Here is a 13,825-nt window from a genome sequence, read left to right on the forward strand (position 1 = left end):
CGTGCATGATGCCGTTGGCGTCGATGTCGAAGGCGACCTCGATCTGCGGGACACCGCGCGGGGCCGGCGGCAGGCCGGGACCGGCCGCCGCCCGCCCTTCCCCGGACACCGACACCGACACCGACACCGACACCGACACGACAACGGAAAGAGGGCATCGAGCATGGGCAGCAGCCACTGGATACGGCGGATGGGGATGAAGGGCCCGGGGGACATCCGCCTGGTGTGCTTTCCGCATGCGGGCGGCTCCGTCACCTTCTTCGCGGGCCTCGCGCGAGCGCTGGCGCCGGACGTCGAAGTGCTTGGCGTGCAGTACCCGGGCCGTCAGGACCGGCACAGGGAGCAGCCGGTCGAGGAGATTCCCCGGATGGCCGAGGCCGTCAACGAGGAGTTGGCCGCGGTCCTCTCGGACGGGCGTCCGTATGCGTTCTTCGGTCACAGCATGGGCGCGCTCGTGGCCTTCGAGGCGGCTCTGTCCCTGCGCGGGGGCCGGCCGTCGAAGGACCTCACGCGTCTGTTCGTCTCCGGCCGTGCCGCTCCGCTCGCGGGTCCGCGTCCCGGCGACCGGCTGTCCGGGGACGAGGAGTTGCTGACCGAGCTGCACCGTCTCGGGGGTGTCGGCAGGGAGGTCCTCGACGATCCGGAGATGCTCTCGATGATCATGCCGGCGGTGCGGGCCGACTACCGGGCCCTCGCGACGTACGGCATGACGCCGGGCGCCTCCCTTGACTGCCCGGTCACGGTGCTCACCGGGGAGGCGGACCCCATCGTCTCGCCGGAAGAGGCGGCGCAGTGGGAGGGCCTCACCTCGGCCCCCACCGAGGTGCGCGTCTTCCCCGGCGGCCACTTCTATCTCCAGGACCAGGTCGGGCAGGTCGCGGCAGCGGTGCGCGAGTCGCTGCGCTCCTCCTGAGCTGCCCGGCCGCCCTCGCTCCTGCTTCCGCGGGGCCGGGTGCTACTTGGACGGGGGCTCGTACGTCAGGTTGTGCATCGTGCACAGCTCGTAGAGGTTCTCCTCAAAGACCGGTTCGAGGTCGCTGTAGGCGAAGTCGAGCTGGCGGAGGATCTCCATGCACAGCAGGCCGTACAGCTTGATCCAGCTCGACAGGAACAGATGCAGGGCCTCGGGCGGCAGCGCGGTCCTCGTCCGGGCCGAGTACTCGGTCATCTGGAGCTGGATGGATGGTGACAGGTCGTCAAAGGACGGCACGGGATAGGGGGCTTGCTTCCATACGTCCGCGAGCTGGTCGAGGAAGACGCTCTCGAATTGCTGCCCGGCCTGCTGGCGGGGGGACTCCTCGTCCGGCTTGACCGCCGACATCACGGGGCTGGCGAACATCCAGCTGAACTCGCTGGGGTGGTCGATGGCCCAGGCGCGCATCGCCCGGCACGTCAACAGCAGCCGCCTGCCGGGGTGTTCGGGGGGACAGGCGTCCCGCGCCGCCAGCATCGTCGAGGTGAGCTCCTGATAAAAGTCCGTAATGATCGCTTCGACAAGGGCGTCATGACTGACGTAGTAGCGATATACAGCAGGGCCGCTCATGCCCATCTCGCGGGCCACGGCATTGACCGTCACGCCGGTCGGGCCGTGCTTGCGCAGCAACTGGCGTGCTGTAGTACGGATTTCAAGAAGTGTGGCCTGCCGGCGCCGTTTCACCCAGGGACTTGACGTTTGCTGGCCCATCGCTTCGTCCTCGCAGTCGTAGCCATTGACATGATAGCTAGCCTATGGTTTGTTATAGCTCGTAAGTTAAGTCAGTGGTTGGAATATTACTGAGTAGAACTCGTACTGTCCATAGGTCAAGGCACGAGGGATGACGATGCGGCGGAGCTTTGAGGACTGGCGGTTCACGGCGACGGCTTTCGTCCTCGTCGCGGGAAGCGTCTGGGGTGTCTCGCGCGCGCTTTCCCTGAGGAACGCGCAGATCGCCCGGCTGATCGACGTGCTGGACGCCGCGGTGGCCGGCGGCGCCGTGAGCCAGGGGGCCTTGCAGGAGGCGCGAAAGCGCTGACCCGGGCCCGGTCGCGGCGAGATACCCCACAGAGCCGGGCGCGCAGCCGTTCCCCCGTGCGGCTGCGCGCCCATCAACCCGCGTCCGTGCAGGGCGCCGTGCATGTCCTTGTTCATCGGCGGCACATACTTGTTCACCGGCGAGGAGACCCCACCATGACTCGTGCGCACCGGCGTGGCGCGTCAGAGGTCAGTCGTGGTTCCGGGTTCTTCCCGAGCGGGCAGTCAGTTGCTGTGGCCCGGCACATCGGATGTGCGCAGGTGGGCGTCCCGCAGGACGTTCCTGAGGCACAGCGCCGGAGGGTCCAGGGAAAGGGACGTGGTGAGCGACATGCCGCCGCCCCAGGCGGGCCGCCTGCGGAAGAGTTCCGGGCGTGCCGTCGTGACGACGAACACGGGTCCGCTGGCTGTCCCGCTGCACACATTGCCCACGTAGTCCAGGAGTGTCTCGTCGGTCAGGTGCAGGTCGTCGATGGCTATCACCACCGGTCGCGGTTCCGCCGGGTCGCCGGCCGACACCTCGGGTTCGAGCAGGCCCGCGAGTTCGGCCATGCGGCTCCCCGTCTCGTACGACCGCCCCGGCGGCCGGCGGGGCAGGGAGTACGAGAGGAACCGGGGCGGGAGCGCCTGGTCCAGGATGCGGCGCTCGAACTCCTCCAGGAGTTGGCTCTTGCCGGTGTTGGGGCCGCCGAGGATGGTGACGACGTGGGGCGTGCCGTGATGGCGCACCCGGTGCCACAGGCCGTGCAGGACGTCGAGTTCCACCTCCCGGTCGGCGGGGCCGAGTTGGGATCCGGGAAAGCGGGAGCGCTCCTCCTTGGCCTTCCACGCGTGCGCGATGTCGCCCGCACTGTCGTAGTAGACCGCGGATGCCGTCATCTGACGCGTCTTCCCGCAGACCAGCACCTCGCCGGGCTCGGCGTGCCGCAGCAGGAACTGGCTCTCTTCGAGCGGCTCCCCGTCGGCGGACCATCCGGTCGTGGCGCCCCCGCTCCCGCCGTACCGCACGCGTGCCTCGCCGGTCGCCACCGCGGCCTGGAGCGTCGGGCCGTGCTGTTCCCGGTCCGATCGCGGGAGCGGGTCGGAGGAGCCCTGCGCGTGGAGTTCGTCGCGGATCGCCATGGCGGCGCGCACGGCCGACCATGCGTGGTTGCCGCCCGAGTCCAGGGCGTCGAAGATCGCCAGGTGGGTGGAGCCGAGCGAGCCGAAGACCCTGCCGTCAAAGGCGGTGACCAGGCTGCGGACGCGGTCGGCCACGTCATCGCGCAGATCGTCGGCCCCGCCTGACGGTGAGTCCTGCGGCGCGGGCCCGAAGTCCAGCCTCAGGAGGAGCACGCTCACGACACCGCGCGTCTCGGTCGATGCCGTCGGCACCACCGACGGGGCCGACGGAGGCGCCGGGGGCAACGAGGGCGACGGCTGCGCAGGGGCCGCGGCGTGCGGCGGCGCCTGTTCCACGGCGCACACCGGGTCGGGGATGCTCGGCCTCAGCTCTACGGGGTCGCGATCCGCCGCGGTCGAGGCCTCGGCACTGTCGACGCTCTCGGCCCTCTCGGCCCTCTCGACGCTCTCGATGTCCTCTGCGGACACGGAGGGTCCGGACGGGGTGAGGCCCGGGTCGTGGTTCAGGATGGCCTTTTGGAGCGACTGGAGTTCACGCCGGGGTTCCAGGCCCAGGTTGTCGATCAGCGAGGCCCGCAGGCGGCTGTAGACATCCAGGGCGTCGGCCTGTCGGCCGCAGCGGTAGAGCGCCAGCATGAGTTGGCCGCACATGCGCTCGCGCAGCGGCTCGGACTCGACCATCGACTCCAGTGCGCCGAGCGTCGACTGGTGCCGTCCGCACTGGAGTTGAGCCTCGAAGTAGTCCTCGACGGTGTCGAGCCGTGTGTTCCCGGCGGCGGTGAGCTGGGGCCAGCGGATTCCGGCTTCCGCCAGGTCGGTGAGGGCCTGGCCCTGCCAGAGGTCAAGGGCGCCCTTGAGGGTCCTCGCCGCCTTCTCCGGGAACCCCGCGTGCAGCGCGGACCGGCCCTCGTCGATCTGCTGGTGGAACACATGGAGATCGACCTGTTCGGGGTCGACCCGGATCATGTAGCCGGGCGTCTTCGTCACCAGCGTTTCGGACAGGGTCCCCGCGTCGTCATGAGCCGAGAATGCCCGGCGAAGACCCCAGACGGAGTTCTGCAGAATTTTACGCGCCGTCGTCGGAGCGTCCCCTTCCGTCCACAATGCATTAAGCAGTTCGGAGGTCGGGACCACACGATTCGCATTCAGCAGCAAGTAGGCCAGTGTGGCGCGCTGCTTGGTGCCCCCAAGGGCTATAGATCGTCCATCCTTGATGACTTCCAGAGGGCCAAGCATACGAAACCACATCAGGACTCCCCGCTTGCTCGCCTGAGATACGTACGGATTCAGTTGCTCTTCCCACGACGGCGCGGTGCGCGACGGTGGGGGGCTTCGTTGGCGGCCCGTAATCGGCCGATATGCGCCGCGGACGACTTACACGGCAATCTAACGGCGGTGAGGGACTGAAACAAGACTAATAGTGTGTGCCGCTTGACTGAAAAATTGCGGATTCTGACGTTCCACAAGTGCAGTTGACGCCGTCCCGCGTCTGACCACGCATGCTGCACGGCAAGGTGGTCTTGGCCTGATCCGGATCGGATGTCCGAAGACCGCGCGATGACCGGACAGTGGGCGCACGATGTGCGCCCCGTTACCGGCCCTCGCCATTTCTCCGCACGGCCATTGCATTGCAACTCGGTGTTCTTAACGCGGGTAGTCGGGGCCCGTCATTCCGAGTTACAAGAAATTCATGCACACGTATTCTTCGGAGAGCGCCGGGAATTCACCCAAGAGCCGTACGATGATGCCGCGGGGCGTCGCTGCGGTGCCCCGCGGCACAGAACTCACCGGTCCAGAATCCTGGCCACCAACTCGGCGGCGCTTTCGTACGGCATTCCCGCCGCGCACAGCAGGGTGACCGTGGTCGCCCGGCCCGCCTCCTCGGGTTGCACATGCCCGTTGTTGGTGGCCTCCATCACCGAGAACAGCACCCCTTCCAGGACATAGCGCAACCCCTCCGCCGGGAGGGGAGAAGTGAACGTCCCTTCCTCCAGGGCGCGTCGAATGAGACCGGTGCCGGCCTCGTGGACGGCGCCCAGGCGGTCGCGGATGCCCTTCATCGTCAGGCTCTGCTGGGCGAGGGAGAGCAGCAGGCGGTAGCGGTCGACGACCTCCCAGACCGCGAGGAGGGAGCGGGCCAGCGCTTCGGCGGGGTCCGCGACGCCTTCGCGGCCCACGGCGTGCGCCTGCTCCACCGCCTCGATGGCCTCGCCGATGATCGCGGCGACCAGGGCCTCGCGGCTGGGGAAGTGCCCGTACACGGTGCGCCGCGCCACGCCCGCCGCGAGGGCGATCTGGTTCATGGACGCGTCCGGGGCGCGGAGCAGTTCGGTGAGGCCGACGTCGAGGATGTGGCGGCGGTTGGCTTCGGCTCTGAGGCTCGACGCGTGTGGGTTCATGACTCCTAGTTGTACAGGCATGTGCAAGTACCGCTACATTGCACAGGTGTGTGCAACTTGCTGTTGCGCCGCTCTGCACCCGTCGCCCGTCGGCGCACCTGCCGTTCGTCGGGGGAATTGCCGCCCGTCGGCACACCCGCCGCCCGGTCGGCCGCAGAGCCGGAACCAAGAACGGAGGGGGACCCATGCCGTTAATCGTCAACAAGCCGGTCGAGCGGTTGAGCGGGCCGTATGCCCGTCGCTGGTGGGCGCTGCTGGTGCTCTGCCTGAGTCTGATGATCTCGGTCATGGCGAACACCGCCCTGACGGTCGCAGCTCCGGCCATGACCCGCGATCTCGATCTGTCCAGCTCGGACCTGCAGTGGGTCATCGACGCGTACACCGTTCCGTACGCCGCGCTGATGCTGCTGCTCGGCGCGATCGGCGACAAGTACGGCCGCCGCGGCTCGCTCGTGCTCGGGCTTCTCATCATGGCCGCGGGCGGTGTGGCCGGCACCTTCGCGGACACCTCCGCCCAAGTCATCGTCGTCCGCGCGGTCATGGGCTTCGGCGCCGCCATGATCATGCCCGCGACGCTTTCGCTGCTCGCGGCGACGTTCCCGCGCGAGGAGCGGGCCAAGGCCATCACCATCTGGGCGGCCACCTCGGGCCTCTCCATCGCCGCGGGGCCGCTGATCGCCGGTGTGCTCCTCAAGGACAACGGCTGGGAGTCCACCTTCCTGATCAACGTCCCGGTGTGTGTCGTCGCGGTCCTCGCGGCGTACGTCCTGGTGCCGCCGTCCAAGGCCGGCGACCGCGGGCGGATCGACTACGGCGGCGGCGTGCTCTCCGTGATCTGGTCCGGCGCCCTGATCTACATGATCATCGACGGGCCGCACTTCGGGTGGGGCAAGTCGGCGTTCACCGCCGCGGGGATCGCCGCGCTCGGCCTGCTCCTGTTCGTCTGGTGGGAGCTGCGCCACCCGCGGCCGATCCTCGACGTGCGCAAGTTCGCCGAGCGCGCCTTCGCCGGCGCCAACCTCGCCATCGCGGTCTTCTTCCTCGCCGTGTTCGGCGTCTTCTACTACCTCACGCAGCACTTCCAGTTCGTCCTGGACTACGACCCGCTGGAGACCGGCATCCGCATGCTGCCGCTCGCCTTCGGCGTGTTCCTGGGCGCCGCGCTCACCGGCGCGCTGACGCCGCGCCTGGGCGCACGCATCATGGTGACGGTGGGCATGGTGGGCGGTACGACGGCCCTTGCGCTGCTCATCGGCGTCGACGGGAGTTCCACGTACTCGGACTTCGTGGCGCCTCTCGCCCTGCTCGGCCTCTCCCTTGGCCTGGCCGTCTCCCCGTGCACGGACACGATCATGGGCGCCTTCCCGGAGTCGGAACTCGGCGTCGGCGGCGCCGTGAACGACACCTCCCTCGAACTGGGCGGATCGCTCGGCATCGCGGTGCTCGGCTCGGCGCTCGCCTCCTCGTACGCGTCGAACCTCACCGACGAGACCAAGGGGAGCAAGGTGCCGCCGGAGGCCCTTGAGGCCGCGAAGGACTCGGTGGGCGCGGGCAACGCGGTGGCGCAGTCCTTCCAGGAGAAGGCCCAGCAACTGACCGAGCAGGCCGCGCAAGCCGGGTCGCCGGCCGAGGCCGCCCAGCTCAAGCAGCAGGCCGCGGAAATCACCAAGGGCTCGGCCCAGATGGCCGACGCGGTCGGCTCCGCCTTCTCCGACGCGGTGTCACAGACCAGCCTGATCGGCGCGATCACCCTCGGCGCGGGCGCCCTGATCGTCGCCGTATTGATGCCCCGCAAATCCGCCCGACCCCAACCACCCACACCAGAGGAACACCACCGCGCCGAGCCCCAGCAGGAGCCGGTACCCACGCGGGCGGGCCGCTAGGTCAACTCTGCTCTGTCGCCGCTGAGTTGAGTCACTTCCCGGCGGCGGGCTCCTGCCTCAACCACTTGTGCCCCGAGCTGTCGTCTCAGCTCGGGGCACAAGTGCTGGCCGCCTGACCACCAGGCGGCTGTCCTACGGGATCGCGTGCAGAGTGCCGCGGTGGAAGACTATTGAGGTGGGGGCCGATGTCGTGTCCAGGTCGGTCACCCTGGCCAGGGCGAAGTGGTGGTCGCCCAGCTTGCGGATCTCCTCGACACGGCAGTCGATCCACGCGGCGATGCCGGGGAGCAGGGGGTTTCCCAGGGGGGACTTGCGCAGCGGCAGGCCGGCGAACTTGTCCCTGCCGCTGGTCGCGAACCGCGTGCACAGCTCCTGCTGGTCGCCCGCGAGGACGTTGACGGTGAAGGTGTCCGAGTTCCGCATCTCCGGCCAGCTTGAGGACTTCTCGTCGACGAAGATCCCGATCAGCGGCGGATCCAGGGACACCGACACGAACGACCCCACGGTCAGCCCCGCCGGCCTGCCCCCCGCTGTCGCCGTGACCACGGTGACGGACGTCGGAACCTCGCGCAGCACACTGCGGAGTGTCGCCGAGCCGACAGGCATCTCTACGTCTACGTCTACCTGACGGCGGGCGGGCGAAGTCGTGCCCATGCTGACCTCCCGGTCGAGTCATCCTCTGTCAGACCCTGGCATCCGGACCTGGAGAGCCAGTCATCGTCAACTGGTGCGGTTCAGCGCCAGCTGTGCGGGGCGCGGAAGCCGGGCTCGCGCTCCAGGCGGCGCCAGCCCGCCCTGGATTGCGTGCGGCGGGCCGGAGCCGGTGCGGGCGCGGCCGCGCGGGCCAGCAGGATCACGGCGATGGCCGCCAGTTCCTCGGGCTCGGCGTGCCCCTTCTCGACGCGCAGCATCTGGTGGGCATCGGACGCAGGGGCAGGAGCGGGAGCAGGAGTTGCAGTGGTCATGGGAGTTGGTCCTCTGGTGTGTTGAGGGACAGTGGAGACGGAGGCGCCTGAGATGTGTGGCGCGACATGTGTGTGGCGGGACATGTGTGGCGGGACATGTCTTCCGGCACACACATGTCATGTGTGTGCCGGAAGACCGCCGAGTTACCGCAGGGATTACTGCGGGGGGTTGCCGTGCTTGCGGGACGGCAGGTCCGCGTGCTTGTTGGCGAGCATCGCCAGGGAGCTGATGAGGACCTCGCGGGTGGCGGCGGGGTCGATGACGTCGTCCACCAGGCCGCGCTCGGCGGCGTAGTAGGGGTGCATCAGCTCGGCCTTGTACTCCTTGACCATCTTCTGCCGCATCGCCTCGGGGTCCTCGGCGGCGGCGATCTGACGGCGGAAGATGACGTTGGCGGCACCCTCGGCGCCCATCACCGCGATCTCGTTCGTCGGCCAGGCGTAGGTCAGGTCGGCGCCGATGGACTGGGAGTCCATGACGATGTACGCGCCGCCGTAGGCCTTGCGCAGGATCAGCGAGATCCGCGGCACGGTGGCGTTGCAGTAGGCGTACAGCAGCTTGGCGCCGTGCCGGATGATGCCGCCGTGCTCCTGGTCCACGCCCGGCAGGAAGCCCGGCACATCCAGGAGGGTGACGATGGGGATGTTGAAGGCGTCGCACATCTGCACGAACCGCGCGGCCTTCTCCGAGGCCTCGATGTCCAGGACCCCGGCCAGGGCCTGGGGCTGGTTGGCGACGATGCCCACCACCTTGCCGTCCAGGCGGGCCAGCGCGCAGATGATGTTGCGGGCCCAGCGCTCGTGGACCTCCAGGAAGTCGCCGTCGTCGACGAGTTCCTCGATCACCTTGGCCATGTCGTAGGGCCGGTTGCCGTCCGCCGGCACCAGGTCGAGCAGGACGTCCGAGCGGCGCCCGGCGGGGTCGTCGCTCTCGTGGACGGGCGGGTTCTCCCGGTTGTTGGAGGGCAGCATCGCGATGAGGTAGCGCACCTCCGCCAGGCACGTCTCCTCGTCGTCGTAGGCGAAGTGGCACACCCCCGACGTCTCGGCGTGCACGTCGGCGCCGCCCAGACCGTTCTGCGTGATCTCCTCGCCGGTCACCGCGCGGACCACGTCCGGGCCGGTGATGAACATCTGCGAGGTGTCGCGGACCATGAACACGAAGTCCGTCAGGGCGGGCGAGTACGCCGCGCCGCCGGCGCACGGGCCGAGCATCACGCTGATCTGCGGGATCACCCCGGACGCCTTGGTGTTGCGCTGGAAGATGCCGCCGTAGCCGGCCAGCGCCGAGACGCCCTCCTGGATCCGGGCGCCCGCGCCGTCGTTCAACGAGACCAGCGGCGCCCCGGCCGCGATCGCCATGTCCATGATCTTGTGGATCTTCGTGGCGTGCGCCTCGCCAAGGGCGCCGCCGAAGATCCGGAAGTCATGCGCGTAGACGAAGACCGTGCGGCCCTCCACCGTCCCCCAGCCGGTGATCACACCGTCCGTGTACGGCTTCTTCGCCTCAAGCCCGAACCCGGTCGCCCGGTGCCGCCGCAACTGCTCGACCTCCCGGAAACTGCCTTCGTCCAGGAGGAGTTCGATGCGCTCCCGCGCGGTCAGCTTGCCCTTGGCGTGCTGTGACTCCGTCGCCTTGTCGCTGGGTCCGGCCAGCGCCTGCGCACGGATCTCGTGCAGTTCGGAGACCTGATTGCGTGTCACTACCGATAGCCGCCTCTCGGCCGGGGAACGGCCGCCGCGGCGTTCGCTTCACAGGGTGGGAAGCGACGCCGCGATGACCGCCCGGGATGACCCGCGGCACGCCCGCCCAGCGGGTCTCGAGGGCGCTACGTGCCGCGCGGAGTGGTCTCCGACGCTATGCGGGTGCGCTCACACGGCGGTAACTCGGCCTTCCCTGGAGCCTGTTCAGCTGGCGCCGAAGAGAGTCCGCGTGAAGTACTGCGTGTCGAAGAACTCGCGCATGGCCTTGATGCGGCCGTCCTGGATGGAGAACACCGAGACGATGTTCGCCTCGTAGGGCTCGCCGGAGCGGGCCGCGGCACGGGCCACGCAGTCGAGCACGACCGTGTCGCCCTCGGCTATGACCTGCGAAATCTCGATGGTGTAGGGGACTTCGGTGGAGAACAGCTCCATCAGCGGCAGCATGAACTTGTTGAGGATCTCGTCCAGACCGACCCAGTTACCGGCGAGAGGATGATCGCCGGGAATGCGGAATTCGGCGTCCTCCCAGAGGGTCGCCTGAATGGCGTCCGCGTCCCGCTCGTCGATGGCCTTGAGATAGCCGAGGACAACGCTCTTCGCGTCAGTGAACGTCATGACTGCTCCCGGTGTTGGGGGTTGGTTGACGAGAAAGGCCGGGCTCCGGCGGTGCGACAGGGCTTCGGCACACCGTTCGCACCGGGCCGGCCCAAAGATCGCCACGTTCTGCCCGGTTTCCGAGCTGACGTGAACTCATCGGAGGCTACACCGGCCGGACCCTCACATATCCGGCCAGGAAAGCGCCGAACACCCGCCACAGAGAGCTCGATTGCTCCTTAATGGACAATCGAAGACGGAACAATGAGAGGGAAGCGGAAGCGGCGTTGACCGGCCGGAACGCCCCATCGAAGATCTCTCGAACGGAGCTTCGAGCAGTGTCTGATACCACAGCACGGCACTGTTAGTCACACTTGTTTTAGGGCATCACGATGGTTAGAGTGACCCTACTGGCCCAAAACGGACTGACCGCCGAAGGGCTTGTGTTCGTCACACACGGGGTACCGCTTGTGCCTCAGGGCGTCAGCGGGTGGCACACATGGGGAGATACCGCACTTGCAACAAGCCTGTGCATCAGCCGTTTCAGCGTCACTCGTCGGCGCATTGCCCGCTCCGTCCGCCATCGGCGCCGGGAGCCTGTGGCCGGCGCCTTGCGGAATCAGTAGTTCCGCCCCCTAGATTCCTCATCCGTCCCGCCCGTCGCGAGGGCGCGGACCTTCCCCGCGGTCCGGCACGAGTTCCCGGCCCCGACGTCCCTGAGACCCGCCCTCGGTTTTGCCCGGCGTGGAACCGGAGGACCGGGCAACCCTCGGGTCGTCACCGGCTTTTCGCCGGCTTTTCACCCGGGCCGTGAAAATTGAATACTCAACCTCGAATGCTCAACAGAGACACGAGTCTGCTGACACTGATTCAGTAAATTGAGGAGCAGTCATGTGGTTTCGAATACTCGGGCCATTGGAAGTCCTCGACGGCAGCCAGCCCATCGCCCTGGGCGGGACCAAACAGCGCGCCACGCTGGGGTATCTGCTCCTGAACGCCAATCGGGTGGTCCCCACCCGAGAACTCCTCAGCGCGCTGTGGGCAGACGGAACACTGCCGACCACGGCGCGCAAGATCCTGCAGAACGCTGTTTGGGGTCTACGCGGATCACTCGCGGCCAGCGGCACCGACCGCCAGAACGGGATTCTGCTCACGAAGGCTCCCGGTTACGTCATGCAGGTCGAGCGCGACCAGGTCGACCTGCACCTCTTCCACCGCCGGATACAGGAAGGGCGCACCGCCCTCGAATCCGGTTCCCCCGCGCACGCCGCGGTCATCCTCCGCGACGCCCTGTCCCTGTGGCACGGCCAGGCCATGGCCGACCTCGTCGAGAGCGGGATCAACTGGCCCGAGCTCGACGCGGCGGAGAGTGCCCGACTCAGCGCCATGGAGGACTACTTCGAGGCGGAGCTGCGCTGCGGTCGGCATCAGTCCGCGCTCGGCGCCCTCGAGTCGATGGTCGAGGCACAGCCCCTGCGCGAGCGCCTGTGCGGACAGTTGATGCTGGCCCTGTACCGGTGCGGCCGGCAGGCGGACGCGCTGAACGTCTTCAGCCGGGTCCGCGCGTCCCTGATCGAGAACCTCGGCCTGGAGCCGCGGCGCGAACTGCACTCCCTTCAGCAGGCGATCCTGACCCAGGACTCCAAGCTGTCGCCGCCCGAGTCCCCGTCGCCCGCGCTCTCCCTCGTACGGACGGGAGCCGACGCGCCCGAGGACCAGAAACCGGCGCGGTCCGCACAGCCCCGGGCGGCCGCGGCCCCGGCTCCGGCTCCGAACCCGGTCCGGCCGAACGCGCAGGAGAACGCGGCCCGCGAAGACGCCCTCTACGAAAACACGGTCCACGCCGACACCCAGCACGAGGACACGGAGCACAGCAAGGTCATCACCTCCGACACGCACGGCTTCAGGACGCGCGTGCGGGTGCCGATCCAGCCCACCGCCTCGGCGAGCCGACGCCGCCCGGTGAGCGTGCTTCTGCTCAGAACCGGGCTCCGGCCGACCGCGGGCGGCGGGCGCCCGAACGGCACCGACGAACTGCGCGACCGCCTGACCGGCCGTGTCCGCGAACTCGTGGGTGAGCTGGGCGGATCGGTGATCAGCTCCATAGGGTCCACGCAGCTGGCCGTGTTCGGCCCGGGCCGCGAGGGACACGACCATGCCGAACGGGCCGTGCGCGCCGCCGTCGCCATCCGGGACGAGTTCCATACCGCTCCCACGGTCACTCCGCTCGACCGCTCCGCCCGGCGGGCCGGCGAGGCCGCGGTCCATGCCGCGATCTCCACGGGGGAAGCCCTGCTGCGCTACGAGAACGACGGCTCCGACTCCCTCCGGTCGGCGGACGGAACGCTGCTCGACGAGTGCCAGTCCCTGCTGTCCCGGACCTCCGCGGGGGAGATCTGGGTCTGCGGGAACACCCGGCAACTGACCGCGTCGGCGCATACCTTCGTCTCCGTCAGCGAATCACCGCAGGCCTGGAAGGTGAATCGGTCGCGCTCGCGCACCGAGCGGCCGCCGGCGGGTGTGGTGGACCGGGAGATCGAACTCGACCTCCTGCGCGGCATGCTGGAGCGCGTCCGGCACCGCGAGACTCCGCATGTGGTCACGATCGTCGGAGAACCCGGCATCGGAAAGAGCAGGCTGCTCAAGGAGTTCGAGCGCCGCTCCATGGGGCAGCCGGCCGCCACCTGGTTCCTGTCGCCCTGCGGCCCCGACCGGGAACTGCGGCCGGGCCGTGGTGCTCGCCTTTTCCATCTGCGAAAGAGTCCGCTCTTCGATCCGTACGGGAACGAGGCACTGGAGATCGATCTGACGCAGTCCCTGAAGCTCGGTCAGAACCCCCTGGAGCGCATCGCGCAGGACTGCCCCCTCGTCATGTTCGTCGACGATCTGCACGAGGCGGACAACGCCCTGCTGGACTTCGTCGGCAGAATGAGCGGTGAGGTGGCACGGGCCCCCTTATTCATCGTGGCCACGGCGCGCCCCCAGCTCTTCGACCGGCGTCCCGGCTGGGGCGGCGGGACACCTCACTTCACGACCATCTCCATCGATCCGCCGGGCGCGTCCCGCCGGATGCCGGCGAAGCCTCCGGCGGCCGCTCCCGCGAACCGGCCGCTCCCGGGCCTCGCCGACTGCACTCCCTGACTGCGA

12 protein-coding genes are annotated in these 13,825 nt (G+C 68.5%); 4 read left to right on the forward strand and 8 right to left on the reverse strand.

Translation table 11 applies throughout. The annotated features are described in order from the left end of the window. Positions 1-238, reverse strand: a 238-nt coding sequence (locus ABZ906_RS36440; RefSeq protein WP_361390130.1) for an Hsp70 family protein, incomplete at its 3' end; no start/stop codon positions are given. On the opposite strand from ABZ906_RS36440, the gene ABZ906_RS36445 reads away from it, so the two are divergent. Then, positions 164-913 carry an alpha/beta fold hydrolase gene (locus tag ABZ906_RS36445; RefSeq protein ID WP_361390132.1) on the forward strand — a complete coding sequence of 250 codons (750 nt, stop codon included), beginning with the start codon at positions 164-166 and terminating at the stop codon, positions 911-913. The genes ABZ906_RS36440 and ABZ906_RS36445 overlap by 75 nt on opposite strands. A 42-nt stretch (positions 914-955) precedes the next feature. Here ABZ906_RS36445 and ABZ906_RS36450 read toward each other — a convergent pair whose 3' ends face one another. Continuing rightward, on the reverse strand, positions 956-1,684 hold the full coding sequence (locus ABZ906_RS36450) for a TetR/AcrR family transcriptional regulator (protein ID WP_361196027.1): 729 nt from the start codon (positions 1,682-1,684) through the stop codon (positions 956-958). Positions 1,685-1,814: 130 nt separating this feature from the next. Here ABZ906_RS36450 and ABZ906_RS36455 point away from each other — a divergent pair, with 130 nt between their 5' ends. Continuing rightward, positions 1,815-2,012 (forward strand): hypothetical protein, encoded by a 198-nt coding sequence (locus tag ABZ906_RS36455; RefSeq protein WP_361196029.1) that lies wholly within the window; start codon positions 1,815-1,817, stop codon positions 2,010-2,012. A 224-nt stretch (positions 2,013-2,236) separates the two neighbouring features. Here ABZ906_RS36455 and ABZ906_RS36460 read toward each other — a convergent pair whose 3' ends face one another. Further along, positions 2,237-4,120 carry a BTAD domain-containing putative transcriptional regulator gene (locus ABZ906_RS36460; RefSeq protein WP_361390134.1) on the reverse strand — a complete coding sequence of 628 codons (1,884 nt, stop codon included), beginning with the start codon at positions 4,118-4,120 and terminating at the stop codon, positions 2,237-2,239. A gap of 797 nt (positions 4,121-4,917) precedes the next feature. Beyond that, complete coding sequence (locus ABZ906_RS36465) at positions 4,918-5,532, reverse strand: TetR/AcrR family transcriptional regulator (protein WP_361390136.1); 615 nt, start codon at positions 5,530-5,532, stop codon at positions 4,918-4,920. 185 nt (positions 5,533-5,717) lie between these two features. On the opposite strand from ABZ906_RS36465, the gene ABZ906_RS36470 reads away from it, so the two are divergent. Beyond that, on the forward strand, positions 5,718-7,415 hold the full coding sequence (locus ABZ906_RS36470) for a DHA2 family efflux MFS transporter permease subunit (protein WP_361390138.1): 1,698 nt from the start codon (positions 5,718-5,720) through the stop codon (positions 7,413-7,415). A 132-nt stretch (positions 7,416-7,547) separates the two neighbouring features. Here the strand turns inward: ABZ906_RS36470 and ABZ906_RS36475 are convergent, their stop codons facing one another. The 4 genes from ABZ906_RS36475 to ABZ906_RS36490 form a co-directional block, all read right to left on the reverse strand. Then, entirely contained in the window at positions 7,548-8,069 is a 522-nt protein-coding gene (locus ABZ906_RS36475; RefSeq protein ID WP_361390140.1) for a flavin reductase family protein, read from the reverse strand. An 80-nt stretch (positions 8,070-8,149) separates the two neighbouring features. Further along, the gene (locus ABZ906_RS36480; RefSeq protein WP_361390142.1) at positions 8,150-8,380 is read right to left on the reverse strand and encodes an acyl-CoA carboxylase subunit epsilon; all 231 of its coding nucleotides are present in this window, start codon (positions 8,378-8,380) and stop codon (positions 8,150-8,152) included. 156 nt (positions 8,381-8,536) lie between these two features. Then, positions 8,537-10,084, reverse strand: a complete 1,548-nt coding sequence (locus ABZ906_RS36485; protein ID WP_361390144.1) for an acyl-CoA carboxylase subunit beta — start codon at positions 10,082-10,084, stop codon at positions 8,537-8,539. Between the two features lie 204 nt (positions 10,085-10,288). Further along, complete coding sequence (locus ABZ906_RS36490; RefSeq protein ID WP_361196042.1) at positions 10,289-10,699, reverse strand: nuclear transport factor 2 family protein; 411 nt, start codon at positions 10,697-10,699, stop codon at positions 10,289-10,291. Positions 10,700-11,569: 870 nt separating this feature from the next. Between ABZ906_RS36490 and ABZ906_RS36495 the strand changes: the two genes are divergently transcribed. Then, positions 11,570-13,819, forward strand: coding sequence for a BTAD domain-containing putative transcriptional regulator (locus tag ABZ906_RS36495; RefSeq protein ID WP_361390146.1), 2,250 nt, complete (start codon positions 11,570-11,572; stop codon positions 13,817-13,819). Positions 13,820-13,825: the final 6 nt, after the last annotated feature.

It is taken from the genome of Streptomyces sp. NPDC046925, from assembly GCF_040644915.1.
In the GTDB taxonomy this organism is placed as follows: Bacteria; Actinomycetota; Actinomycetes; order Streptomycetales; family Streptomycetaceae; genus Streptomyces.